Origin of the sequence: Wenzhouxiangella indolica (assembly GCF_042310355.1) — a bacterium.
Taxonomy (GTDB): Bacteria; Pseudomonadota; Gammaproteobacteria; order Xanthomonadales; family Wenzhouxiangellaceae; genus Wenzhouxiangella.
In genome coordinates, this window is record NZ_JBHJMR010000001.1 from 272,734 (window position 1) to 294,080 (window position 21,347).

Below are 21,347 nucleotides of genomic sequence, written 5' to 3' on the forward strand. Positions count from 1 at the left end.
ATTCCGGTCAATGAGCAAGCGTTTCCGCATGGCCTCGAGCTATGCCCCGGCCGGTGACCAGCCGGCTGCCATCGATGCCCTGGTCAAGGGGCTCGGGGCCGAGCAGTCGCACCAGACCCTGCTCGGGGTGACCGGGTCGGGCAAGACCTTCACCATGGCCAACGTGATCGAGCGCATCCAGCGCCCGGCCCTGGTGATGGCGCCGAACAAGACCCTGGCCGCGCAGCTCTACGGCGAGTTCAAGGCCTTCTTCCCCGATAACGCGGTCGAGTACTTCGTCAGCTACTACGACTACTACCAGCCCGAGGCCTACGTGCCTTCGTCGGACACCTTCATCGAGAAGGACGCCTCGATCAACGAGCATATCGAGCAGATGCGCCTGTCGGCGACCAAGGCCCTGCTCGAACGGCCTGATGCGCTGATCGTCGCCACGGTCTCGTCGATCTACGGTCTGGGTGATCCCAGCTCCTTTTTGAAGATGACCCTGCCGCTGAAAGTGGGCGAGCGCATGAGCCAGCGCGAGATCCTGCGCCGCCTGGCCGAGATGCAGTACTCGCGCAACGACTTCGAGCTGCGGCGCGGCACCTACCGCGTGCGCGGCGAGGTCATCGACATGTTCCCGGGCGACTCGGAAATGGAGGCCGTGCGCGTCGAGCTGTTCGACGACGAGATCGAACGCATCAGCTTCTTCGATCCGCTCACCGGCGAGCTGCACGAGAAGACCGATGAACTGACGATTTTCCCGAAAACGCACTACGTCACGCCCCGGCAGGTCGTGCTCGACGCGGTCGGGGCGATCAAGGCCGAGCTCAAGGAACGACTCGAGCAGCTCGAGCGCTCCGGCAAGCTGCTCGAAGCGCAGCGCCTCAGGCAGCGCACCGAGTTCGATATCGAGATGATGCTCGAACTGGGCTACTGCCAGGGCATCGAGAACTACTCGCGCCATCTCACCGGCCGCCAGCCCGGCGACCCGCCGCCGACCCTGTTCGATTACCTGCCCCGGGGTTCGATCCTGATCGTCGACGAATCGCACGTGACCATTCCGCAGATCGGCGGCATGTTCAAGGGTGACCGGGCCCGCAAGGAAACCCTGGTCGACTACGGCTTCCGCCTGCCCTCGGCGCTGGACAACCGGCCGCTGACCTTCGAGGAGTTCGAGGAACGGGCGCCGCAGATGGTGCTCGTTTCCGCCACGCCGCGTCAGTGGGAGTTCGATCACTCGCAGACCGTCGCCGAGCAGGTCGTGCGACCGACCGGCCTGGTCGACCCCGAGGTGGAAGTCCGGCCGGTCTCGACCCAGGTCGACGACCTGCTGTCGGAAATCCGGGATCGCGTGGGGCAGGGCGATCGCGTGCTGGTGACCACGCTGACCAAGCGCATGGCCGAGAACCTGACCGAGTACCTGGCCGAGCACGACACGCGCGTGCGCTATCTGCACTCCGACATCGACACGGTCGAGCGCGTCGAGATCATCCGTGATCTCCGGCTGGGCGCTTTCGACGTACTGGTCGGCATCAACCTGCTGCGCGAAGGCCTGGACATGCCCGAGGTGTCGTTGGTGGCCATTCTCGATGCCGACAAGGAAGGCTTCCTGCGCTCGGAAGGCTCGCTCATCCAGACGATCGGCCGGGCGGCGCGTAACGTGCGGGGCAAGGCGATTCTCTATGCCGAGAAGGTCACCAATTCGATGCAGCGCGCCATCGAGGAGACCGAGCGCCGGCGCGCCAAGCAGATCGCCCACAACGAAGCGCACGGCATCACGCCGCAGACGATCGTTAAGAACATCGAAGACATCATGGCCGATGCCCAGCACATGCCGGGCAAGAAGAAGCCGGCGCGCAAGGTGGCCGAGGATCGCCAGTCCGAGTACTCGGTCGAGCCGGTCTCGCCCGCGGATGCCGCAAAGGAAATCGCGAAGCTGGAAAAGGAGATGTTCAACGCGGCCGAGGACCTGGAGTTCGAAAAGGCGGCCGAGATCCGCGACCGCATCCACAAGATCCGCGACCAGGGCTTCAAGGTCGCGACTTGACGCATACATGCGAAACTATCGCCTGGAAGGCCGCCAGATAGGCTGACAGACAATGCCCGAGTGGATCATCGTCCTGTTGATCGCGACCGGCGCCGGCCTGAGCGTTCCCGCCGGTGCAGCGCTGGCCTCGGTAGAGCGGATCCGGCCCGACTGGCTCGAAGAGGAACTTCGTCACACGGTCATCGCCTTCGGCGGCGGTGCCCTTCTGGCCGCGGTTGCACTGGTGCTGGTGCCCAGGGGCATGGAGGAGCTGCCGGTCACCGCCTCAGCGTTTTGGTTCGTGCTCGGCGGCGTGTTCTTCTTCGGCCTGGACTGGCTGCTCGCAAGAAATGAATCCTCGGCCGGCCAACTCGCGGCAATGCTGGCCGATTTCGGGCCCGAAGCCCTCGCGCTCGGCGCCGTGTTTGCATCCGGTTCGAACGTCGCCGTGCTGCTGGCGGTGCTCATCACGCTGCAGAATCTGCCGGAGTCGTTCAACGCCTACCGGGAAATCAACGCCACCACACGCGCCGAACCCGGGAAGATTCTGCTCGCGTTCGGCGCCATCGCACTGATGGGCCCGATCGCGGCACTGCTCGGTTTCGTGTTCCTGGTGGAGATGCCCGCCGTGGTGTCTTCCATCATGCTGTTCGCCTCCGGCGGCATCCTCTACCTGGTCTTCCAGGACATCGCTCCCCAGGCCCGCCTCGACCGCCACTGGGCGCCGCCGCTGGGCGCCGTGGCGGGCTTCCTGATGGGAATGGTCGGGCATGGGCTCATCGGATGAGGTCTGGCGTCGCCAAGCTGCCAGTTGCTTCGCCATTCTCGCGAAGGATGACTTGAATCCGGCCGGTTTCCGTTGCAGTATTTCAACAGGGGCGATGGACCGGTTCGGCCGGAGAGGAAGCGAAAGTGGCGTTGCGCGTTGTTGTTGTTCTATTGGCGTTGTATTCCATCTCGGCCATCGCCGCCGATCCGGCTTGCGAGCAGGGTGCGCGCAGTGATGATGAGCGCTTTACCGAATTCGTGGCGGTGTCCCACGAGTTCGACTACACCGAGGGCGAGATCAGCGATCTGGTCGATCAGGTTCTCGAGCGTTTTCGCTTGCTGTGGTGCGATCGGGCCTACGGCGAAGGACTGAAACAAGCCACCGACGAGGCCGTGTCGATTCGGCTGCGGGCGGCTCGACGGGCGGTCTTGCATGCTCGCGCGGACTGGACGCTGGCCCGTCTCCGTGCCGTGGTGGAAGAGGCGCTTTCACGAGGGCTGGTCGATTCAGGGGAACTGAGTCATCTGTTCACGGCCTATCAGGCGGCGGGACGTTACCCGGCTGCGCGGCGGCTTCGCGCCGACTTTCCGGACGCGGGTCTGCCGCAGGTGCCGGAGGTCGTCCCTGCCCCGGCGCCGCGCCCGGACGGGGCTCGCAAGGTCTGGCACGTGGATGGCGAGGCGAATCGCCTGAGCGGCGACTGGCTGGAGCTGGAGAGCGCGAAGCTGCTGGTCGTGACTTCGCCGGGCTGCAGTTATTGCAAGGTCGCAGTCCGCGAATTGCCGGTCGACGAGGTGCTGGGTCCGCTGGTTGAGTCGCACTCGGTCTGGCTGGCCGAGCGCTCCAAGAACAACACCTTCCGCTCGATCACCCACTGGAACGAACATTATCCAGACTCGCCCACGCTACTGGTCGACGATCCGGCCGACTGGCCGATTGCCGAGTTCGATTCGACACCCCAGTTTCACTTCGTTCGCGACGGCGAAATCGTCGACACGCTCGTCGGGTGGCGGGGCGGCCCCGAAGGCTTGAAAGCGCTCGCCGATGGATTCGACCGCCTGGGGCTGCTCGATGCCTCGCAGCTGCCGGACGACGTTTTCGCCCATGCGGACAAGCCTTCATACACGCGTGGCTGCCCGGAGCGCGGTGAGGCCTGGGAACGCATTCGGGAGAGCGCCGCGATCAATACGCGCAACGACCTCGAGCGCCACCTTGACGAGATAGAAAGCGGTGGTGAGTCGCCATTGCAGATGCTCTCGACCGAAGGCCGAAAACGTTTCCTGGCCAGTATGCGGTTCGCAGAAGACGACAGGCTTCTTGGGTTTGCACCCGGCGAACTGCAGGCGCAACTCGAGCCGCCAGAAATCTACGAGCTCACTTCGTTGTTCGGCAAGCAGTACGTTTACGCTGGCGGACTCTTCGATCGGGATTTGCTCAGCGAAGAGGAGCAGCACTTGAATGCCATGCTCAATTGTGAGGTTTGACGAGACTGGTGGCGTGTGGTCCGGCTTCGGGTCTTGAATGATCGTTGATGCACGTGCAGTAAGATCAGATTGAGTTTCGCAACAGGAGGCATGCATGGCGATCAGCGACCAACACATCGCGATTCTCGTCGAAGACGATTACCAGGAGCTGGAGCTGCACTACCCGCGGCTGCGCCTGATCGAGGCCGGTGCGCGCGTTGCCGTGCTGGGTGCGGGCAAGGACGTATACCACAGTGGTAAGGGCTACGCGGTCAAGGCCGACGTCAATGCTTCGGATGTGCGGGCCGGGGATTTTGATGCGGTCGTGATCCCGGGCGGCATGGCGCCGGACAAGATGCGCCGTCATAAGTCGATGGTCGACTTCGTGCGCGCATTGCACGAGGCGGGCAAGCCGGTTGCCTGGATCTGCCATGCCGGCTGGGTGCCGGTTTCGGCCGATATCGTGCGCGGCCGGCGCGTCACATCCTTCCCGTCGATTCGCGACGATATGGTCAATGCCGGGGCCGAGTGGGTGGACGAGGAAGTGGTCGTCGACGGCAATCTGATCAGCAGCCGCGTGCCGGACGACCTGCCGGCCTTCTGCAGGGCCATCCTGGCGGCGCTGGACTGAGCCGCGTCGCTACCTGCTCCGGCAGCGGTAGATCACGAAGCGCTGCTCGCCGTCTTCGACCGGCCCGTCGGTGACGATGGTGTCGCCGTTCATGTCCCAGGCGCTGTTGCGGGCGAGGTCGGCCAGTTCGGCCTCGACCTTGCTTGCGCTGCGTTCGACGCCGGCGACGCGGCTTCGAACCGAAGTCGTGGTCGTTCCGAGCCTCTCACAGTTGCGCACGTGCGAGGCTTCGACCAGGCGGACGCCCTCGGCGCCGCGCTCGAGTTTTACCCAGGTGCAGCCGGTTGCCAGGAGAATGGCCGCAGCGGTTCCAGTCAGAAGTGTCTTCATCGGACGAGGTCGTCGATATTCGGAAGGATCATGGCGCCTACGATAGGCGGGAGGTGCTGCGGCGTCAACGCGCTTGGCATCGCGCACAGGGTTGGAGAAAAGTCCGGGCCTGCGGTTCAGGCCCGGACCGGTTTGCTCCCGCGGTGTCAGAAGCGATAGTCGACGCCGACCATGCCGGTACGCGGCTTGTTGGGGCGGGCGCCGTGGGGCAGGCGGGAGATGATGACCTGCTCGTCGAGGAGGTTGTCGACCTTGACGAAGGCGGTGACCTCGTCGGTGATCGCATAGCGCGAGATCCAGTCGACCACGAACAGTGACTCGGTGCGCTCGAAGGCACCGTCGGCGCGGTTGCAGCCGACCTGGATGCAGGTTTCGTCCATGTACTTGGCGATGAAGTGGTTGTCCCAGCCGCTGCTGTGTTCGAAGCCCAGCCGCAGGCTGAAGATGTTTTCCGGAATGTCGGCCAGTTCGTCGCCGTCGAATACGCCGGTGACGGGGTTGTCCTCGCTGATCTGCGCGTCGCTGTAGGTATAGTTGAAGCTCAGCGGAATGGTCAGGCCGCCGGTCCGCCATTCATTGGCCAGCTGGAACTCGACGCCCTTGACGACCGCCTCGCCGGTCACGAAGGTGCCGGAGGTGGCGCCGTTGCTGCAGGGGCTGGCGTTCGAGCAGACCTCGGCCTGGTTCTCGAAGTCGCTGAGGAAGCCGACCAGTTCGACGAACAGGTCCTCGTTGAAGTAGCGCCATCCCAGTTCGTAGTTGACGCTGGTTTCCGGCTCGTCGTTTTCGGTGGCGCCGCCGCCGAGGGGCGCGAATCCGCGGTGCACGCCGGCCAGGAGCTGCTGGCGGTTGGCAAAGTCCCAGGTCAGCGAGGCGCCGGGCAGCCATTCGCTGGCGGAACTGCTGCGGCGCGCGGGCTCATCTGCGCGATCCGGGCTGCCGAATTGGCGCCGGAAGGTCTCGGCGTCTTCGTAGCGCAGGGCCAGGTCGAGCTTGAGATCCGGAGTGACCTGCCACTGGTCCATGGCCCAGAGGGCGATGGCATCGGCGCCTTCGAGGCGGTTGTCGCCACCAGTGGGCGCGATGACGTCTCGGTACACGAGGCTGCCGTTGATCTGGTCGTAGACTTCGACCGGCTGGAATCGGTCCATTCGGTCGCTGTGATCTCGTGCGCCGAGCTGCAGCCGGTGATCACCGAACTCCGCGTCGAGGGCGAGCTCCAGGCCGTAGGACTCATATTCGCGATTGTTGTGCTTGTATCCCAGGCCGGCGATATCGACTTCCCCGTGCAGTACGCCCAGGGCTTCGGGATCGCCGGCATTGGCGGCGTCGACCAGGGAGCCGAAGCTGCCCTTGAACCAGTCGCGGGCGAACTCGTTGTAGTAGGCCAGCGCCGAGAGCGCCATCCGGTCGGAGAGGTCGAAGTCCCAGGCCAGGGAGAAGCCCTGGTGGTCGTTGTTCATCTGGTCGATTTCCGACAGGCCGTAGCGGCGGTTGGGGTCGCGATCGAAGTCGGCGTCGGTCAGGCCGGCATAGGTTTCGTTCGAGGTTTCCTCGGAGTACTGGGCCTTGGCCAGCAAGCTCTGGCGCTCACCGGTCCAGCCGAACTTGAGGATGTAGCTCTCGATGTCGAATCCGGTGTCGCGGTTGCTGCGGTCGATGTCCTTGAAGCCGTCGCTGTCGCGGTAGACGGTATCGACCAGCCATCCGAAGTCGCCCTCGCGACCACCGACCCAGGCATGCGTGTCGTGGCGGCCATGCTCACCCAGCATGGTCAGGATGCGGCCGCTGGTCTCGGCGGGAATGGGCGTGGTGACCAGGTTGATCACGCCGCCGGTGGTCTGCGGACCGTGGCGCAGCAGGGGAGCGCCCTTGAGGACTTCCACGGCGTGCATCTGGAAGGCTTGCGGAAAGTAGTAGGCGGCCGGGTTGGAGTAGGGCGCCGGGGCGATCATCACCCCGTCCTCGAGCAGGGTGACCTTGCTGGAGCGGCCGCCGGCCGCGGCGCGGATGCCGATATTCGGGCGCAGGCCCTCGCCGTCTTCCTCACGGATATACACGCCGGGGACGGTTTTGAGCAGCTGGTTGATATCGGTCTGCGCCTCGATTTCCATCTGCTGCGGATCGATCACGGCCCCTGTGCCCGACAGCCGTCGGGCGTCAGCGCTGCTGCCGACGATGCGCAGGCGGTCGAGAATGGACTGCAGGGTCTGCTGGGCGGCTCGGGCCTCTTCCTGGCCACGGTCTGACGCAGCCTCCCGGTTGTTGTCTTCCGATTGGGCCGCAGCGCCGGTGGCAAGGCCGATGGCGAGAGCGGCGAACAGGTACTTTCTGATCACGGGGCGTGTTCCTCGGGTTTTGGGTTGAAGCGTTTCGAACGAGGCGCGATTCTAAACGCGAATCATTTGCATACGCAAGTCCAGTCCTGTTTTTGCCGGTGACGGTCCGGGCGAGGAAATTTCGTTAAAGTGTCGGGATGTCATTCAAGGAACGGATGGGACGATGAGCGGGGCAAGCGAGCGCAAGAGCGCGACAGCACGATTCACCTACCATGCTGGCTGGGATCAGCTGACGCCGGCCGACGCCGAGGACATCATCCGCTTCTGGCAAAGGGAAGAAGCCTTGCCGGGTGGTCAGGATGCCCGGCAGCGCGTCGGCCAGGTGGTGATGTTCGCCCGTGATGAAGAAGGTGAGGTGGCCGCGGTCGGCACAGCCGTCCCCCAGCTACCGCCCCAGCTGGCCCAGCCCGTCTACTACTATCGCAGCTTCGTCGCGCCGGCCTGGCGGCACACGCGGGTGGTCTACAACCTGCTACGCAAGGGCGTCAGGCTGCTCGAGGAGGATGCCCGCGAGCACGACTGGCCCTGCATCGGTGTCTTGCTGGAACTGGAGAACAAGCGCTTTGGCGAAGCCGGGCGCATGCCCGTCTGGCCGCGCATCGATTTCGTCTATATCGGCCGCAGTCCGCGCGGGCTGGAGTGCCGGGTCTACTGGTTCAGGCAGGCGCGCCTGAAGGAGCCGGGCGCGGCCGTTCAACAGGCCTCGCCCGCGCAGTAGTTCAGGACGCCGCCGGTTCCGCACGGACGACTTCCTTCAGCGCCTCGTCGGGCAGGGAGTAGCTGATCGCCAGGTGCTTGTCGTTGCCGCCGAGCACGTCGGGAAACCGCATGCCGCCGAGGACGGATACGGCGAAGACTTCCTGCACGGCATCCTCGAACTTCAGGAAGCCGACGGTCTTGCCGGACCGGACATCGACGACCCAGACCCCGCAATTGCGTTCGCTCACCCGCTCGGTCAGGGAAATCCCCGAAAACACCGCCGACTCGCGCACCTGGGACAGGCCGACGAAGGCGTAGGGTCCGAGGAAGTCCAGCCCGCGGGTGAAGCCGGGCAGTTCGGCGACGGTCTCGAGCTGGCCGTTTTCCGGGTCGACCGTGGCCAGCGTGCCGTTGCCCGATTCCAGTACCCAGAGCTTGTCCTGGTACCAGCGCGGCGAGTGCGGCATCGACAGCCCGCGGCAGATGATCTCGTCCGACTCGATGTCGATCAGCACGCCGCCGCCGGCCTTGTTTTCGCGCCAACCGCCGGCGGTATCGGATGTGCCCAGCGCGGTGACGTAGCGCGGCTTGCCGTCGACCACTTCCAGGCCGTTGAGGTGGCAGCGGTCTTCCGCCGCGTAGCCGGAAATGAACTTCGGTCGCCAGCGCGGGACGAAACTGTGCTCGTTGTCGAGCGTGCACAGGCAGGAGAAGCGGGTATTGACCAGCCACAGTTCATCACCGGCCCAGTCCATCTCGTGAATGTCGATGTTGCCGGTGATGTGGCCGTGGCGCGGCAGGAAGGCCGCATCGTGCTTGCCCTCGGGCTCGAGCTTGCGGGCCACTTCCGGCATGTTGCGGTAGTACTCCACAGATACTGCCGTCCCCAGGGCCATGCGGCCGCCGTCCGCCGCCAGGCCCATCGGCCGGTTGTAGACGCGGAAATGCGTGTTCAGTTTGCCCTCGTTCTCGCGCAGGATGACCAGCTTTCCGGCCTGGTAGGTGCTGACCAGCAGGGAGCTGGCCGCCTGCTGCAGCAGTTTGGGCAGGCTCGCGGTGTGGACGCTTCTCAGCGGCGACTGATTCGGATCCTGGATGTTGGCGTCCTGGTTGGGCGCGCCGGGATGGCCTTGCGGGCCACCTTGCGGCGCTCCGGCGGCGCCGGCCGGCGCCCGCATGGGCGTTCCGACGGCGGGCGCTGGGCCGCTTTCCTGCTCGGCATTGTCGTTGGCATTCGAGCCGGCCTGGGGTGCGGCGGCACCGGCCGCAGCCTGCTGCTGGCGCCGGGCGTTGGGCGGCACCACCACGACCGGCTTGCCATCGGCATCGCGCAGTGCGCCGACAACGATCGTCTGGTACAGCGCCTGGGCTGCATCGAGACCGTTGGGCAGCGTCCAGTTGCCGGCAAACATGCCGGCCTGCGCGACCAGTTGTTCCATCGCCTGGCGGTAGGCCGGATCTCCGGACTCGTCGTCACCGTGGCGGGCGTGGATGCCCTGCCACTGGTTGACGTACTGGTCCAGCGCCGCTTCGAGCTTGGGCAGGTGCGGTGCATTGTCGGGCACGACCGCCCTGACGTCGGACATGATGTCCTTGACCAGGCTCTCCATCTCCCAGGGCGACATGACCCGGCCGGTTCTGACCGTTTCGGTATCCAGCTGCCGCTGGGCCGTCTGGAGGTTGATCTGGCGCGGGCTCATGCCGGAATCCCTGTCGGCATCGAGCGGCCGGTCGGCCGACTTGACCGTCGACCAGAAGGTCGCCGATCCGACCGTGTCGACGACCAGGTAGAGCAGCTCGGCTTTGTCGGCAGCGCTGTACTGGTAGCCGCGCCAGCCGTCCAGTAGCCAGGCCTGCCCGTCTGGAATCGACGTGGCGGCGTCACCGCAGCGCCACTCGGCATGGTCGCCGCCGGCGATGACCATGAACACCCGGGCGCGCCGATGCCAGTAGCCGCCGGCGTCGACGGTTCTCGGCGCCGATGCGCCCGGCTTGACGCGGACGAGCATGGCGCGACCGACGATCGTGTCGAGTGCCGCGAGCAACTTCTCGAGCGCCGGGAGTTTCTCGAGCCAGGACGTGGGCTGCATGCTGCCTTCCATGCGCGCAACGTCGCCTTCGCCGTCGGCGCTGATCAGCGGCAGGATTTCGTGCCCTTCGAACTGGCGCGGGTGCGGCTGCCACCCGTCGGTGTCGTCGAGCGCCTCGATTTCGGCCCGTACCACCGAGGCGTCGAAGCGATAGGGCAGGCGGATGAAAGGGGCGTCGAGTTTCATGGGCAATCCGTCGGCTTGGTGCGGGTGTCGATGGTTCGTGTTACTGCAGACATTACGGTGTTTCTAGGGTAATTGCGCCAATCGAGGCGCCCCCTGGACTCTTGTCTGACTGATCGGGGTCGGATTGTAACCCGACGGCTTTCAGGTGCCGCTGCCGCCGTTGCTGTCGGTATCGCGGCGTCCGCGCTGCCACAGCATCCACACGAGCAGCGCTGCCAGCGCCAGCCACAAGGTCCACTCGTAGCCGGGGCCGAAGCGCTGCCGGGCAATCATCGCCGTAACGCAGCCGAGACCGCTGAGGACCGAGATCGTCACCGGATGGCCGCCGAGCGGCTGGCCCGATCGGTGGCGAATCAGGATGAAGGCCAGCGGCGCGGCGGCGGCAAGCGCCGCGCCGGCGGGATACTGCCAGGGTGCGCCTTGAGCCAGTGCGGTCGCGGCCCCGGCCAGAACGGCGGCCAGGGCTGCAATCGCCGCGGCTGTGGGCATCAATTGTCGGTGGCGCGGCGGCGGAACCAGATCGATCCGGCCAGCAGTGCCAGGGCAATGCCGATCCCGATCCACATACCCGGACGCAACAGGTACTCCAGGCTGTTGGAGAAGCTCATGAAGAGTTGCTCGCTGAACTCCACGTCGCTCATGGTGATCTCCTCGCCGCTCGAGTCCACGCTCCAGCTCACGTTGCTCGGGAGGATGCCGCTGCCCAGGCGCTTGAGGATGATCATGCCGACATTCAGTTGCGGCATGCTGAAGCTCGACAACAGGCTCCAGGCGTGCTGCACCAGCGATATGACAGCGGGTACGGCGACCGCGACCAGGATCGGTACGCGCGGCGCCCAGGACGAACAGAAGACCAGCCACGCATAGACCGGCAGCAGCCACAGGCCCTGGATCAGGAGGCCCAGTGCCATCACCGCCCACAGGTGTGGCAGGGATGCCGGCAGCCAGAACGCCGTGAATGGGTTGATGCCGCCCAACCACCCGTAGACCGTCGCGATCATCAGCACGATCAACTGGGTGACGATGACGACGGCCAGGTAGATCGCCGGTGCCAGCAGGATGGCCGTCAAGATCTTCGAGGCCACGGTCACGGTGTCGGAGACGGGCAAGGATTTCCAGAACAGGATGGATCGATCCTTGCGCTCGTCGTAGAGGCAGCTCGATAGATAGAAGAGCAGCACCAGCAGCAGCACCTGGAAGAACAGCGTCGAGACGGAGAACAGCGCGCCGGTCACGAACAGGCGTTTCTGATCGGCCGGCACGTCGGCAAACTGCCGGATCGCGTCGAGGGTGAAGGCCATCTCGTTGTCGAAGCGCGAGCCCAGGATCAGCCCGAACACGATGAAGAACAGGGTCAGGCCGAGTATCGTCACGGGCGCCCATTTGAAGGCGCCGGGGCTTTCCCACAGCTCGCGGCGCATCAGCGTCCAGAGCGTCTTGGTCATTCGCATGCTCATGCCGCGTCCTCCGTTTCGGCGCGATTCTCGTACTCCTCGCCCATCAGGGCCACGAAAAGATCGGCGACGCTCGGACGGTGCAGCTCGCCGATCTCCTTCAGGCGCGAGGTGTCGCCGCCGTCGAACAGGAAGATGTGGCGCCCGAACAGGACGCGCTCGTGGATCGGGTTCATCGTCCGCGCCTCGTCGACCCGGTCGGGCTTGACCATGACCTCGCGATAACGCTCGTGCACGGCGTCCATGGTGGCGTTCAGAACCAGCTTGCCGTCCTTGATGAACATCAGGTCCGTCAGAATATGCTCGACCTCCTCGACCTGGTGGGTCGTGATGAGGATCGTGCGCTCCTCGTCGAAGTACTCGTTGAGCAGGTTGGAGTAGAAGCGCTTGCGAAACAGGATGTCGAGCCCGAGGGTCGGTTCGTCGAGCACCAGCAGCTTGGCGTCGATGGCCATGACCAGCGCCAGGTGCAGCTGCACGACCATGCCTTTCGACAGGGTCTTGACCTTGGCTTTCTGCCGCACCTTGGTGTTTTCCAGGTAGTGCATGCAGCGTTCCCTGGAGAACCGCGGGTGCAATCGCTCGGTCATCTCGATGACCTGCCACACCCGCGCCCAGCGGGGCAGGACGGCCACGTCGGCGATGAAGCATACGTCTTCCATCAGTTCATCGCGATCCCTGTTCGGTTTGCGGCCGAGTACCTCGAGTTCGCCGTCGAATCCGGTCAGCCCGAGTATCGCTTTCAGCGCCGTGGTCTTGCCGGCTCCGTTCGGGCCGATCAGGCCGACGATGCGGCCCGCGGGAATCTCCAGGTCGATTCCGTCGACCGCCCGATTGCTGCCGTAATGACGTTTCAGGTTCCGCGCGTGAATGGTCAAACTCATGAATTGCTCTCCTCTTTTCTGGCTGCGGCCAGCAAATCCTCGATGGACAGGCCGAGTTTTTCGATGCGCAGTGCCAGCCGCGGCCATTCTTCATCGAGAAACCGTTTTCGTTCGCTCGCCAGGAGCTTGCTGCGTGCGCCCTCACGCACGAACATCCCCACGCCCCGCCGCTTTTCCACCAGCTCGTCGTCGACGAGCGACTGGTAGGCCTTGGAGACGGTGAGCGGATTGATCTGGAAGTCCACGGCCACCTGCCGCACCGAAGGCAAAGGCTGGCCTTCGCGCAAGGTGCCGTCCAGAATGGCTGCCACGGTCTTTTCGCGCAGCTGCCAGTAGATCGGCTGGTTGTCGTCCCAGCGGGCTTCCATGATCAGGGGAGCAGCCCGGAGAACCAGGGCAGCAGGGTCGGATTGCCCCCGGATCTCCGGGGCTTGGCCGCCTTTTCCTGCCGGTTGATCGAAGCGGAGCCGCCGTTGGACGCTTCGAGCTGTTCTGCGGGCGAGTGGTGTTCGGCCTGCAACTGCTGCGGCATCTCTCCCCGATCGGCTGTGAAGGACAGCGCCAGGCACGCGGCCGCGGCAACCAGTGCCAGCCGGTGCGGGATGACGAACGTGCGTTGTTTCGAGATAGGCAACATGTTCAGCTCCTTTGGCTGTCGTGTTGGTGTATTAGTCTAGTAAAACACCACTACAGAGTCAAGGGGAATCTTCGCGTAATCGCGCCACCCGGAGTCGCGGGTTTCGATCTGGTAGACTTTCGCTCTGGAACTGACCGCCCTTCGAGGGGGTCACAGGCAAACCCGAGATTCCCGATTTCCCGTTCTAGTTTTAAGGAGTTTTAACCCATGAAGATTGCCCGAATCCTGGCCGGCTCCGTGCTGGCCGCGAGCGTTTCGACGCTGGCCATTGCCCAGGACGATGCGCTCGAAACACCTGAAGATCGCCTCAGCTACACCATCGGCATGGACATCGGCCAGTCTCTGTCGGATCAGGACATGGACCTGGACCTGGACCTGCTGGTCGAGGCCCTGCGCGCCAGTTACAACGGCGAGGAAACCCGCCTGACGCAGGAAGAAGCCCTGGCCGAGCGCGAGGAATTCATGCAGCGTCGTCAGCAGCAGATGCAGTCCCAGCAGGCGGAAGAGGCCAGTGCCAACCAGGAGGCCGGTGAAGCCTTCCTGGCCGAGAACGCCGATCGCGACGGGGTCATGGTGACCGACTCAGGCCTTCAGTATCGCGTCATCGAGGAAGGCGAGGGCGCCAGCCCGGTCGCCGAGGATCGCGTGACCGTCCACTACAAGGGCACGCTGATCGACGGTACCCAGTTCGACAGCTCCTATGACCGCGGCGAGCCGGCTACCTTCGCGCTCAACCAGGTCATTCCCGGCTGGACCGAAGGTCTCCAGTTGATGTCGGAAGGCGCCAAGTACGAGTTCTTCATTCCTTCCGAGCTCGCCTACGGCGAGCAGGGTCGGCCCGGCCCGATCGGCCCCAATTCGACCCTGATCTTCGAAGTCGAGCTGCTGGAAGTGGCCGACAGCGAGTCCCAGGAATAATCAGCGACGACACTTATCGCCATGGGGACATTGCAGGACGCCCTGCTCAAGGCAGGGCTGGCTGACGAAAAGCAGGTCGAGAAACCTCGGCGCCGGGGCAAGCCCGGCGCCGGGAATTCCGGCCCCGGCAAGGCCAAGGCCGCCGGTCCAGCCAGGAAAAAGAAGCACGCAGCGCGCAAGAAGGCGAGCGCCGATTCGGATCTTGCCCGGGCCTACGCGGCCCGCCGCAAGGCGGAGGAGCGCGAGAAGGAGGCCGAGAAGCAGCGCCGGGTCGCCGAGCAGGAAGAACGACGCAGGCGCAACCTTCAGCTCGACGCGATCATCAAGGGCAACACCCTCAACCGCAAGGACGCCGAAGTGCCGCGCTATTTCGAGCACATGGGTCGCATCCGCCGCGTCCTGTGCACGCCCGAGCAGCGCGAGCAGCTCAACCGCGGCGAGATCGGCGTGGTCAACCTGCGCGGCTCCTACCTGCTGGTCGCGAACGAAACGCTGGAAAAGTACCGCGAGGTCGCCCCGGACCTGGTGCCCAACCTGGAAGGCCGCGAAGAACCCGAGGACGACGGCAGCCACTATCCCCCGGTGCCCGACGACCTCGTCTGGTAGAAGTATGGTTTAAGGGTTCAGGTTTCAGGAAAAGACGGGTTCTGGGTTTCGTAGGATGCGTGGAGCGGCAGCGCAACGCATCGGCTCCCGGTTGGCGCGGCTGATGCGTTACGGCTGCGCCTCCACGCATCCTACGTGACTCCATCCCTTCTTTTCCTGAAACCTGAACCCTGAACCCTGAAACCTTTTTTCAGTAATCCAGGTTCGGCCGCAGGAACTTCTCCGCCTCGGCCACGCTGACGCCCTTGCGCCTGGCGTAGTCCTCGACCTGGTCCTTGCCCAGGTTGCCGACGACGAAGTACTTGCTGTCGGGATGCCCGAAGTAGTAACCGCTGACAGCCGCCATCGGTCGCATGGCGAAGCCCTCGGTCAGTTCCACGCCGATGTTGTCGGTCACCTCCATCAGCCGGAACAGTTTTGCCTTCTCGCTGTGATCGGGGCAGGCCGGGTAGCCGGGTGCCGGGCGGATGCCGCGGTACTTCTCGCGGATCAGTTCCCGGTTGTCCAGGGTTTCGTCGTCTGCATAGCCCCACAGCTCACGCCGGACCTTCTGGTGCAGCGCCTCGGCCAGCGCTTCGGCCAGGCGGTCGGCCAGCGACTGCAGCAGGATGCGGCTGTAGTCATCGGTTTCGGGGAATTGCTCGAGGGCATCCTCGAGCCCGACGCCGGTGGTGACGGCGAACAGGCCGGCCCAGTCGTCGATGCCGCTGCCGGCCTCGGCCACGAAATCCGACAGGCACAGGTTGGCCGAGGGTTTGTCGGCCTGCTGGCGCAGCATGACCATGCGTTCCATGATCTCGCTGCGCGACTCGTCGGTGTAGAACAGCAGGTCGTCACCCTCGCGGGCGGCCGGCCACAGCGCGCAGATGGCGCGCGCGGTCAGCCAGTCGTTGTCGATGATACGCTCGAGCATGTCCTGTCCGTCCTGGAACAGGCTGCGGGCGGCTTCGCCCGCTTCCTCGTCTTCGAGGATGTCGGGATAGCGGCCCTTGATCTCCCAGGTCTGAAAGAAAGGCGTCCAGTCGATATAGTCCACCAGCTCGGCCAGCGGCCAGTCGTCGTAGACGTGCAGCCCGGGCTGCTTCGGCGTCTCCGGCCGGTGTTCGCTCCAGTCGGGCTCGAAAGCGTTCTTCCGCGCGGCCTCGATGGAGATCAACTGCTTCCGCCGGCGGCCCTTGGCGCTGCGTTCCCGGTATTCCTCGTAGTCGGCGCGGATATCGGCGGCGTAGCCGTCGCGGTGCTGCTTGCTGGCGAGCTTGCGCACCACGTCGACCGATCTCGAGGCGTCCTTGACCCAGCACACCGGGCCTTCGTAGGCGGGGTCGATCTTGAGCGCGGTGTGCGCGCGGGACGTGGTCGCGCCGCCGATCAGCAGGGGCAGCTCGAACTTCGCCTCGTTCATGGCCTCGGCGACGCTGACCATCTCGTCGAGCGAGGGCGTGATCAGGCCGGACAGGCCGATGATGTCGGCCTCGGACTTGCGCGCCTCGTCGAGAATTCTCTCGGCCGGCACCATCACGCCCAGGTCGTGCACGTCGAAGCCGTTGCAGGCCAGCACCACGCCGACGATGTTCTTGCCGATGTCGTGGACGTCGCCCTTGACCGTGGCCAGCAGCACCTTGCCCTTCTTTTCCTTGGTGGTCTGCTCGGCTTCGAGGTAGGGCACGAGGTGGGCCACGGCCTTCTTCATCACGCGCGCGGACTTGACCACCTGTGGCAGGAACATCTTGCCGTCACCGAACAGGTCGCCGACGTAGTTCATGCCGTCCATCAACGGTCCTTCGATGACCTCCAGCGAGGTGTCGAACTGCTGGCGTGCTTCCTCGGTGTCCTCGACCACGAACTTGTCGATGCCCTTGACCAGGCTGTACTTCAGGCGCTCGGCCACCGGCTTCTCGCGCCAGGCTTCGTCCTTTTCTTCCTTCTTGCCGTCGCCCTTGAACTTGCTGGCCGCGTCAAGCAGGCGCTCGGTGGCGTCGGACCGGCGGTTGAGGACCACGTCCTCGACCAGTTCGCGCAGTTCCGGGTCGATGTCGTCGTAGACGGCCAGCTGGCCGGCGTTGACGATGCCCATGTCCATGCCCGCCTTGGTGGCGTGGTATAGAAAGACCGAGTGCATGGCCTCGCGTACCGGGTTGTTGCCGCGAAATGAAAACGACATGTTCGACACGCCGCCGGATACGTGGCAGTCGGGAAAGCGCTTCCTGAGCGCCTTGGTCGCCTCGATGAACTCGACCGAGTAGTTGTCGTGCTCCTCGATACCCGTGGCGACCGGAAAGATATTGGGGTCGAAGATGATGTCCTCGGGCGGGTAGCCGGCGTCCTCGGTCAGCAGCTTGTAGGCGCGCGCCAGGCACTCGACCATGTGCTCGGCGTTGTCGGCCTGGCCGTTCTCGTCGAAGGCCATGACCACCACGGCGGCACCGTAGCGCCGGATCTTGCGCGCTTCTTCCAGAAACTTTTCCTCGCCTTCCTTGAGGCTGATCGAATTGACCACGCCCTTGCCCTGCAGGCAGCGCAGGCCCGCCTCGATCACGCTCCATTTCGACGAGTCGATCATCACCGGCACCCGCGCGATGTCGGGCTCGGCCGCGATCAGGTTGAGGAAGTCGACCATCGCCTGTTCCGAGTCGAGCAGGCCCTCGTCCATGTTGACGTCGATGATCTGAGCACCGTTCTCGACCTGCTGCAGGGCGACTTCGACGGCCTCCTCGTACTTTTCATCGGCGATCAGGCGCTTGAACCTCGCCGAGCCGGTGACGTTGGTGCGCTCGCCGATATTGACGAAATTCAGCTCGGGCGTGATCACCAGCGGTTCGAGGCCGCTCAGCCGGGTGTAGCGCTTGTTCTGCTCGGATTCGCTCATGCCGCCTTCTGTTGTCGGATGGGACGCGGAGAATGGCCGTCGATCACTTCGGCGATCGCGGCAAGATGCTCGGGCGTGGTGCCGCAGCAGCCGCCGATGATGTTCACCAGGCCGTCGCGGGCGTAGGCCTCGATGGTGTCGGCCATCTGCTCGGGCGTTTCGTCATACTCACCGAACTCGTTCGGCAGCCCCGCATTGGGGTGGGCGGAAACCAGGCAATCGGCCACGCGAGAGAGAGACTTGATGTGCGGCTTGAGCTGGTCGGCGCCCAGGGCGCAGTTGAAGCCCACCGAGAACGGTTCGGCGTGCTCGACCGAATAGTAGAAAGCCTCGGGCGTCTGGCCCGACAGGGTGCGCCCGGATGCGTCGGTGATGGTCCCCGAAATCATCAGGGGCCAGCGCTTGCCGCGCCGCTCGAACTCTTCGTGCACTGCGTAGATCGCCGCCTTGGCGTTGAGCGTGTCGAAGATGGTCTCGATCAGGATCAGGTCGGAGCCGCCGTCGAGCAGGCCGCGCGTCGCTTCCGTGTAGGCTTCAACCAGCCTGGCGAAGTCGATATTTCGGTAGCCCGGGCTGGAGACATCCGGGGAAATGGAAGCGGTGCGGTTGGTCGGCCCGACCACGCCCACCACGTAGCGCGGCCGGCCGCTTTTCTCGGCCGACTCGTCGCAGGCCCGGCGCGCCAGCTTCGCCGCTTCGCGATTGATCTCTTCCGACAGCTCTTCCAGCGCGTAGTCGGCCTGGCTGATGCGGTTGGCGTTGAAGGTATTGGTCTCGACCAGGTCGCAGCCCACATCGAGGAAATCGTGGTGGATGCGCGTGACCAGATCCGGCCTGGTCAGGGTGAGCAGGTCATTGTTGCCCTTGAGGTCGTCGCCGTGATCGGCGAAGCGTTCGCCGCGGAACGCGGCCTCGTCGAGCTTTTCGTTCTGGATCATCGTGCCCATGGCGCCGTCGAGCAGCAGGATGCGCTCGGACAGGGCGCCGAAAAGCGCCTCGACGGTGTCGGTATCGTGCCATTGCAGGGTCATGGTTTCTCCGCGAGGAATGTGATGATTTCGAAATGCGGGGTCTTGCGCTCCACCGAGCTGACGTCGCAGAAGGTCGCCTCGAGGCCCGCCGTTTCAAGCAGCTTGCTCAACTGCCGGGGCGAGAAGCCGTCATTGGCGTGCCCGAAGGTTCTCACCTGGGCGCTGTGGCGATGCTTCTTGAGCGTTGCGCCCACCAGGCGACCGCCGGGCTTCATGATGCGAGCAGCCTCGGCCAGGGCATGCTCCGGGCGGTCGCTGTAGGTCAGCGCGTGCATCATCAGCGCGCTGTCGAAAGCGTTCTCGTCGAAGGGCAGGGCGTGCATATCGCCGAGGTGGAAGCGCACGTTGCCGAAAGGCTTGACGCGTTTGCGTCCGGCGGCGACGACTTTCTCCGACACGTCGACGCAGTCGATGGTCTCGGCTTGGCGCGCCAGCAGTTCGCCCATCACGCCGTCACCCGATGCGATATCGAGCACGCGACCCAGGGCGAGCAGCTGCACCAGCGCACGCGTGGTCGCTTCCCAGGTTCGTCCCGGCGAGTAGTGGCGCTCCATGTCGCCGGCGACTGAATCCGGCCAGTTGCCGCCCGCGGCACGCTGGGCCATGATCTCGGGCAGGCGCTCGGCGTCGGCGGCCACCACGGCGTCGTCTAGATCATCGCGGAACAGGGCCCACAGACGGTGCAGTTCCGGGTTGTCCTCGGCGTTGCCGAGCCGGTAGTACACCGACACACCGTCGCGCCGATCGACCACCAGCCCGGCCTCGCGCAGCCTCGCCAGGTGCGTGGACACCCGCGGCTGCGCCAGGCGCGTGATCTGCGCCAGCTCGGCCACCGTCAGTTCCTCGGTCTCCAACAGCGCCAGCAGCCTCAACCGGGTGGCGTCTCCCAGCAGTCCGCAGAGCCGCCCTACGCGCTCCAGGTCGATGACTATATCCTTTTATCGCGATCAAGAGATATCGTAGGTTAGTTCTGCGGCGCGGTTTTTGCAACCGATTGTTCTGGCCGGGCTCATCGCGTGGCACGGGACTCTGCTCGATCGCGTGGGCCAAGGAATGGAGCGATGCGTTGGACGAATGGGTCAGGCAGGCTCTGTGGTGTGGCCCGTACGTCTTCCATGCCCCGGCGCAAGGCTTGCGGACGGTCGTGCTGTGCCCGGGTCCGCTGGTCGGCTCACTGGGTTCAGCTGATCGGGTGCTGCTGGTGACGCGTGTTGCCGAGGAGTTGCTGGAACCCCCGCACGGTAAACAGGTACAGCGACAGCAGTAGATTGGCGACGCCGAACCCGAGTGCGCCGCCGTCGCCGGTACTTGCAGTCAGGTACATCATCACCATGGCGAGTCCAATGATGGCGAAGACCGGCGGCATCCAGGCGGTGATCTGCAGCTTCAGCAATTGTCTTGCAAGCCGATTGCTCAATTCCGAGTTCATCGTCATTCTCCTGTCCGGTGCTTACAGTCAGGGCAGGTTGTAACGCAAACGGTTCTTGGAAAAAAGTAGCAATTTTCCGAGTCGTTCGTAGGAAAATTCCTACTCGCGAGTTCGGGCTGGACAGGCCTCGTCCTGCTCAGCGGGCCCGGGCCAGCCGACTGTGGGTTCGCGTCACGGCCCGCCGCTCGTTGCGGTCATTCCAGGCCTGGCCCACGGTCTTGCGCATCAGCCCGTCGACGGTGCGCAGCACCAGCAGGTTGTAGAGCATTTTCGAGAGGTTACCCGGGGTGCGCGGGAAGGCGCGCAGCGACATCGAGAAGCCGATGTCGCGGTACTCGACGAAGTGCCAGTAGCCGGGCGGGATGTAGAGCGCGTCGCCGTGCTCCAGCTCGGCGACTTGGCCCTGCACCTGCCTGAGCGCGGGGTACCTGTCGTAGTCGGGTTGGTCGACGCGGGCATCGAACAGGGCGCTGAAGGAAAAGGGCACGCGGTAAAGCCAGGGGGTCTGGTCGGGTGCGAACAGCAGCACGCGCTTGGGGCCGCCGAAGTGGCAGAGCATGATGTCGGCCAGGTCGATGTCGAAGTGGAGCTGCACGCGCGAGCCCCTGCCGCCCATGAACAGAACCGGCAGCTTCGTGAAGAACTTCAGCCCCAGATCCGGGTACTCGAAGTCCTGCTTGAGATCCGGGATGGTGTTGAAGAAGTTGAAGAAAAACAGCCTCAGGTCGTTCTCGCCCTTCTCCAGCAGCTCCATGTACTCGCCCAGCGGCATGCGCGCGGCCGGCGCGTGCTGGTGCTTGTGGTCGCGCGAGGGCTTGCTGTCGTACAGCGGCACGACCACGTCGCCGGCGCGTTCCTTGAGATGCCTGACCGTCCACTTCTCGCGCGCCGGCCAGGATTGGGTGAGGCGCTTGATGACGACCGGGCGCGCCGGCTGCTTGTAATCGGCCTGGAAGGTCGAGGCTTCGACGTTATCGATCTGCTCGACGGGGGCGAGTGCGACCATG

General features: G+C 64.7%; 18 protein-coding genes and 1 pseudogene. 7 read left to right on the forward strand and 12 right to left on the reverse strand.

Going from position 1 to position 21,347, the window contains the following annotated elements; genetic code table 11:
* The first annotated feature begins 10 nt into the window (after positions 1-10).
* The 4 genes from uvrB (at position 11) to ACDC67_RS01275 (ending at position 4,871) form a co-directional block, all read left to right on the forward strand.
* Positions 11-2,029 (forward strand): excinuclease ABC subunit UvrB, encoded by a 2,019-nt coding sequence (gene uvrB / locus ACDC67_RS01260; RefSeq protein ID WP_376690025.1) that lies wholly within the window; start codon positions 11-13, stop codon positions 2,027-2,029.
* 52 nt (positions 2,030-2,081) lie between these two features.
* Positions 2,082-2,795: a ZIP family metal transporter gene (locus ACDC67_RS01265; RefSeq protein ID WP_376690026.1), complete on the forward strand. Its 714-nt coding sequence runs from the start codon at positions 2,082-2,084 to the stop codon at positions 2,793-2,795.
* A 125-nt stretch (positions 2,796-2,920) separates the two neighbouring features.
* The gene (locus tag ACDC67_RS01270; RefSeq protein WP_376690027.1) at positions 2,921-4,261 is read left to right on the forward strand and encodes a hypothetical protein; all 1,341 of its coding nucleotides are present in this window, start codon (positions 2,921-2,923) and stop codon (positions 4,259-4,261) included.
* A gap of 94 nt (positions 4,262-4,355) precedes the next feature.
* Complete coding sequence (locus ACDC67_RS01275; RefSeq protein ID WP_376690028.1) at positions 4,356-4,871, forward strand: type 1 glutamine amidotransferase domain-containing protein; 516 nt, start codon at positions 4,356-4,358, stop codon at positions 4,869-4,871.
* A 9-nt stretch (positions 4,872-4,880) separates the two neighbouring features.
* Here the strand turns inward: ACDC67_RS01275 and ACDC67_RS01280 are convergent, their stop codons facing one another.
* The gene (locus ACDC67_RS01280; protein ID WP_376690029.1) at positions 4,881-5,201 is read right to left on the reverse strand and encodes a DUF4156 domain-containing protein; all 321 of its coding nucleotides are present in this window, start codon (positions 5,199-5,201) and stop codon (positions 4,881-4,883) included.
* 146 nt (positions 5,202-5,347) lie between these two features.
* Positions 5,348-7,540, reverse strand: coding sequence for a TonB-dependent receptor family protein (locus tag ACDC67_RS01285; RefSeq protein ID WP_376690030.1), 2,193 nt, complete (start codon positions 7,538-7,540; stop codon positions 5,348-5,350).
* 163 nt (positions 7,541-7,703) lie between these two features.
* Here ACDC67_RS01285 and ACDC67_RS01290 point away from each other — a divergent pair, with 163 nt between their 5' ends.
* Entirely contained in the window at positions 7,704-8,258 is a 555-nt protein-coding gene (locus ACDC67_RS01290) for a hypothetical protein (RefSeq protein ID WP_376690031.1), read from the forward strand.
* 1 nt (position 8,259) lies between these two features.
* On the opposite strand, the gene ACDC67_RS01295 is transcribed toward ACDC67_RS01290, so the two are convergent.
* The 6 genes from ACDC67_RS01295 to ACDC67_RS01320 all read right to left on the reverse strand — a co-directional run bounded on the left by ACDC67_RS01295 (position 8,260) and on the right by ACDC67_RS01320 (position 13,490).
* On the reverse strand, positions 8,260-10,515 hold the full coding sequence (locus ACDC67_RS01295) for a TIGR03032 family protein (RefSeq protein WP_376690032.1): 2,256 nt from the start codon (positions 10,513-10,515) through the stop codon (positions 8,260-8,262).
* Between the two features lie 141 nt (positions 10,516-10,656).
* Positions 10,657-11,004 (reverse strand): hypothetical protein, encoded by a 348-nt coding sequence (locus ACDC67_RS01300; RefSeq protein ID WP_376690033.1) that lies wholly within the window; start codon positions 11,002-11,004, stop codon positions 10,657-10,659.
* Positions 11,004-11,972, reverse strand: a complete 969-nt coding sequence (locus tag ACDC67_RS01305) for a hypothetical protein (protein ID WP_376690034.1) — start codon at positions 11,970-11,972, stop codon at positions 11,004-11,006. The genes ACDC67_RS01300 and ACDC67_RS01305 overlap by 1 nt, the downstream gene beginning before the upstream one ends.
* Positions 11,969-12,853 carry an ABC transporter ATP-binding protein gene (locus ACDC67_RS01310; protein ID WP_376690035.1) on the reverse strand — a complete coding sequence of 295 codons (885 nt, stop codon included), beginning with the start codon at positions 12,851-12,853 and terminating at the stop codon, positions 11,969-11,971. Before ACDC67_RS01310 ends, ACDC67_RS01305 begins: the two co-directional genes overlap by 4 nt.
* Positions 12,850-13,221, reverse strand: a complete 372-nt coding sequence (locus tag ACDC67_RS01315) for a GntR family transcriptional regulator (protein ID WP_376690036.1) — start codon at positions 13,219-13,221, stop codon at positions 12,850-12,852. The genes ACDC67_RS01310 and ACDC67_RS01315 overlap by 4 nt, the downstream gene beginning before the upstream one ends.
* A 2-nt stretch (positions 13,222-13,223) precedes the next feature.
* Complete coding sequence (locus tag ACDC67_RS01320) at positions 13,224-13,490, reverse strand: hypothetical protein (protein WP_376690037.1); 267 nt, start codon at positions 13,488-13,490, stop codon at positions 13,224-13,226.
* 207 nt (positions 13,491-13,697) lie between these two features.
* Between ACDC67_RS01320 and ACDC67_RS01325 the strand changes: the two genes are divergently transcribed.
* Positions 13,698-14,408 carry an FKBP-type peptidyl-prolyl cis-trans isomerase gene (locus tag ACDC67_RS01325; protein ID WP_376690038.1) on the forward strand — a complete coding sequence of 237 codons (711 nt, stop codon included), beginning with the start codon at positions 13,698-13,700 and terminating at the stop codon, positions 14,406-14,408.
* Positions 14,409-14,429: 21 nt separating this feature from the next.
* Positions 14,430-15,014: a DUF2058 family protein gene (locus ACDC67_RS01330; protein ID WP_376690039.1), complete on the forward strand. Its 585-nt coding sequence runs from the start codon at positions 14,430-14,432 to the stop codon at positions 15,012-15,014.
* A gap of 190 nt (positions 15,015-15,204) precedes the next feature.
* Here ACDC67_RS01330 and metH read toward each other — a convergent pair.
* The 4 genes and pseudogenes from metH to ACDC67_RS01350 form a co-directional block, all read right to left on the reverse strand.
* Positions 15,205-18,911: pseudogene (gene metH / locus ACDC67_RS01335) on the reverse strand (methionine synthase).
* The gene (locus tag ACDC67_RS01340; RefSeq protein ID WP_376690547.1) at positions 18,908-19,843 is read right to left on the reverse strand and encodes an ArsR/SmtB family transcription factor; all 936 of its coding nucleotides are present in this window, start codon (positions 19,841-19,843) and stop codon (positions 18,908-18,910) included. Before ACDC67_RS01340 ends, metH begins: the two are co-directional and overlap by 4 nt.
* Before the next feature lie 248 nt (positions 19,844-20,091).
* Positions 20,092-20,340, reverse strand: a complete 249-nt coding sequence (locus tag ACDC67_RS01345; RefSeq protein WP_376690040.1) for a hypothetical protein — start codon at positions 20,338-20,340, stop codon at positions 20,092-20,094.
* 136 nt (positions 20,341-20,476) lie between these two features.
* Positions 20,477-21,346, reverse strand: coding sequence for a cupin-like domain-containing protein (locus ACDC67_RS01350; protein ID WP_376690041.1), 870 nt, complete (start codon positions 21,344-21,346; stop codon positions 20,477-20,479).
* Position 21,347: the final 1 nt, after the last annotated feature.

Coding starts and splice junctions, on each gene's coding strand:
- ACDC67_RS01280 (WP_376690029.1), bottom strand. CDS start 5,201: ATGAAGACACTTCTGACTGGAACCGCTGCGGCCATTCTCCTGGCAACC.
- ACDC67_RS01295 (WP_376690032.1), bottom strand. CDS start 10,515: ATGAAACTCGACGCCCCTTTCATCCGCCTGCCCTATCGCTTCGACGCC.
- ACDC67_RS01350 (WP_376690041.1), bottom strand. CDS start 21,346: ATGGTCGCACTCGCCCCCGTCGAGCAGATCGATAACGTCGAAGCCTCG.
- ACDC67_RS01305 (WP_376690034.1), bottom strand. CDS start 11,972: ATGAGCATGCGAATGACCAAGACGCTCTGGACGCTGATGCGCCGCGAG.
- ACDC67_RS01310 (WP_376690035.1), bottom strand. CDS start 12,853: ATGAGTTTGACCATTCACGCGCGGAACCTGAAACGTCATTACGGCAGC.
- ACDC67_RS01265 (WP_376690026.1), top strand. CDS start 2,082: ATGCCCGAGTGGATCATCGTCCTGTTGATCGCGACCGGCGCCGGCCTG.
- ACDC67_RS01275 (WP_376690028.1), top strand. CDS start 4,356: ATGGCGATCAGCGACCAACACATCGCGATTCTCGTCGAAGACGATTAC.
- ACDC67_RS01320 (WP_376690037.1), bottom strand. CDS start 13,490: ATGTTGCCTATCTCGAAACAACGCACGTTCGTCATCCCGCACCGGCTG.
- ACDC67_RS01325 (WP_376690038.1), top strand. CDS start 13,698: ATGAAGATTGCCCGAATCCTGGCCGGCTCCGTGCTGGCCGCGAGCGTT.
- uvrB (WP_376690025.1), top strand. CDS start 11: ATGAGCAAGCGTTTCCGCATGGCCTCGAGCTATGCCCCGGCCGGTGAC.
- ACDC67_RS01290 (WP_376690031.1), top strand. CDS start 7,704: ATGAGCGGGGCAAGCGAGCGCAAGAGCGCGACAGCACGATTCACCTAC.
- ACDC67_RS01330 (WP_376690039.1), top strand. CDS start 14,430: ATGGGGACATTGCAGGACGCCCTGCTCAAGGCAGGGCTGGCTGACGAA.
- ACDC67_RS01345 (WP_376690040.1), bottom strand. CDS start 20,340: ATGAACTCGGAATTGAGCAATCGGCTTGCAAGACAATTGCTGAAGCTG.
- ACDC67_RS01315 (WP_376690036.1), bottom strand. CDS start 13,221: ATGGAAGCCCGCTGGGACGACAACCAGCCGATCTACTGGCAGCTGCGC.
- ACDC67_RS01300 (WP_376690033.1), bottom strand. CDS start 11,004: ATGCCCACAGCCGCGGCGATTGCAGCCCTGGCCGCCGTTCTGGCCGGG.